At 38.7% G+C, this 2,557-nt stretch carries 1 protein-coding gene; it reads right to left on the bottom strand.

Annotated features, from left to right (window positions below; translation table 11 throughout):
- On the bottom strand, window positions 1-2,557 hold a 2,557-nt coding region (locus ABXH34_RS18540), incomplete at both ends, for a DUF8202 domain-containing protein (protein WP_353573376.1).

Here is a 2,557-nt window from a genome sequence, read left to right as displayed (position 1 = left end):
ATCCCCTGCACTGTAAGACCAAGCGACATGATGCCAATTTCCATCACCCAAAGCAGGTGCAGACCACGTTGTTTGTCTGCCATACATTTCAATGTTAAAACCACCACCTCCAGCACGCCATGTAATACGCCCCATCGAAGCCTCAGCACCATATCTCAGTATCGTAGCCGTGCTTGTCATACTGGTTTTAATCCATGCCTCAAATGTTCTGGCATCACTGCCTAATATTTCACCACTCAACGTGCCTAAATCTACATAATCATCAACACCATCAAAATTCAACGCTGTGCCTAAACCTGCAATAGATGTTTCATTAATATTGTCTATCGTAATCGTAAGATTTTTTTCAGCAACAACGCAATCGCCACCATCAATACGTTTAACTTGAACTCGAATACTGCGACTGGTTTGGTTTTCATAATCAAAGACAGCATTGGTTTTTAATTCGCTGCCATCTAAAGTGAATAAAGCATTGTCCGTGTCACCTGTACCAGCAACCAAAGAATAAGTATAAGCACTGCTATCTGAAGGTATGATGTCGCCAACCACTGTACCAATGTCAACGCTTTCAGAAATATTACTGCTAGACAATGAAATATCTGCATCAGTAAAAGTAAATGCTTCATCAAAAGCTAAATTATCTAACCAAGTTGCACCACTACTTGATTTAAAAAAGACAGAATCCCAATTTTCAGGATTAGTTGAATCATTCGCAGTACGGCTAGCATCCAAACCTACATTAATGGATTGCAAACTTCCCATTGGCTGCCAATCCGTATCACTATTAGTCAAACCCTTATACGTAACACAGGTCGAACCTTGACCACTGTTCGCAGCTAAATCCACTGTAATTCTAAAACGATTCCAATTGGAATGAATACCTGTTGTAGTTGAAACCACATTATTTCCATCGGGCGCATATAATATGATTCCCCCGTTATTACCACTTGAGCGTAAAGATAGCCCATACTCGTTTGTTTCTGTTGAACCAACTTGCCCATTTCCATTTGAATCATAAGCAAATCCATAACGCTCTCCCCAATAACTTCCTTTTAAGTCAAATTCATAGGCATATATTTTATTTTCAGTAAATGGATAAAATGTGAGATTACCCGCATTTGGATGGGAGACAATACTTTGTGTATTAGTACCTGCTTTTATTTGTTTTAAACTATTAGAGCTATCAAATCCTTCGGCAGCAATAGTCATATCACCATCAGGAGAACCGCCCCAATCGATTTCAACCCAGCCATCCTGCCCATTGACATCACCAACAGTTAAACTATTAAAATCATAGGTTGTTTGTTCTGGTGCATCAAACGCTAAACTAAAATAAACTGTACTGGCTAAACTCACATTACTAAATGAAATCGTATTGCTACTGATTGTGCCACCACTGGTTTCAATCGCATCTGAAAAATCCCCATCATCATCAATTAATAATCGGTATTTTGTCGCATCAGATAAATCTGCCCCACTGAGTTGCGTTAAATCAAAACTGACTGTGACAAAACCAATCGCACCCATTTCAGCGGTTTTCCAATCACGCTCTAAGCGTTTGTTATACGGCATATCTGTCGCAGTAAATGTTAACGCGCCGTCATCATTGCCCCACGCTAAATAATTCCCATCACCAATACTTGCTCCTTCAATTGTGACAACCGAATCATCATTGACACTACGAGATTTTACTTGAGAAAAGCCGCTAATCGATTCACCACCAATGGCAGCAATATCATTAATATGAGTGGAGTGGGTAAGCGTAGAGGGATAAATATAAAGACCATTAGAATCTACATAATCAATACTGCTGTCTAAAGTGAGACCATATTTAATTGCAAGATAAGATTGAACTTTGTTGCGGTCAGCATCGGATAAATCAACATCATATAAAATAATTTCGGCGATTTTTCCACCAAATAAGCGATCATTGCCGTCCAAAGGTTTTGATTGTCGTCCAATGGTGACAGGCCCTTTTTGATTGAAGGTATGAGTCGCATTTTCTATAATTTCAGCCGTCGTAATTTGGGAAAGCGTAATGGCCTCGTTATAAACAGATGCACCATTAAGATAAATCCGTTGTTCATTGTCAAAATCTATTTTTCCGGTATAAAGTACTGAATCTATGCTATAAGTATGAGAGACTGTACCGCTTGTACCACCAAAATTCCCCGATGTGTATATTTTAGCCTCATCATTTGCGTATATAAATCCATATCCATCCGATGCCACTCTGCCAAAATCTAAAACAAAATTACTCTCATTTAGCTCAACATCTGGCTTTAGCACTGCAAAAAACGTCATGCCATCATTAGCTGAATAAATATAATTATTTGCTAAGTCCAAGCCATTGGCCACCCCATCAAATTCTATAACTGGATTAAAATTAATATTGTCTGAACTATTATTTTTAAATATTGGCGAGGTTTGTCCATCGCTACCGCCATTGTTTACTATATAAGCATTTGGAGACTGGTCAGGCCAATCCGTTATTGTTTGCCCATCTGTTTCACTGATACCTGTATCTGCTCTTAACCACAATTGCAAATTATTACTC

The organism is Candidatus Albibeggiatoa sp. nov. BB20 (genome assembly GCA_016744725.1).
Classification (GTDB): Bacteria; Pseudomonadota; Gammaproteobacteria; order Beggiatoales; family Beggiatoaceae; genus Albibeggiatoa.
Note: the sequence above shows the minus strand (reverse complement) of the source record. Positions and strands in the feature narration are given on the sequence as shown.